A 233-nucleotide genomic window follows, 5' to 3' on the forward strand; every position below is an offset into this window, starting at 1 on the left:
ACTTCCATCGGGCTCATGCCCCCTGCCCCCAGCAGCATCGATGGGAAGGCCGGGAACTCGCGGGTCACCCCCAGGCGCCCAAGGGTCTTCAGGACATTGGGCACACCCACTTCCAGGCCGAGCCGTGCGGTAGACAGGTTGTAGGAGTGAGCCAGGCCCTGGTACAGGAACACCGTACCGTGGGAGCGCCGGTCATAGTTCTGCGGCTTCCACACCTGGCCGTCTGCACCTTT

1 pseudogene is annotated in these 233 nt (G+C 64.8%); it reads right to left on the reverse strand.

Going from position 1 to position 233, the window contains the following annotated elements:
• Window positions 1-233: pseudogene (locus tag SB756_RS35735) on the reverse strand (penicillin-binding protein 1B); the annotation flags it as partial.

The sequence above is a fragment of the Pseudomonas sp. SIMBA_068 genome (genome assembly GCF_046534705.1).
Taxonomy (GTDB): Bacteria; Pseudomonadota; Gammaproteobacteria; order Pseudomonadales; family Pseudomonadaceae; genus Aquipseudomonas; species Aquipseudomonas putida.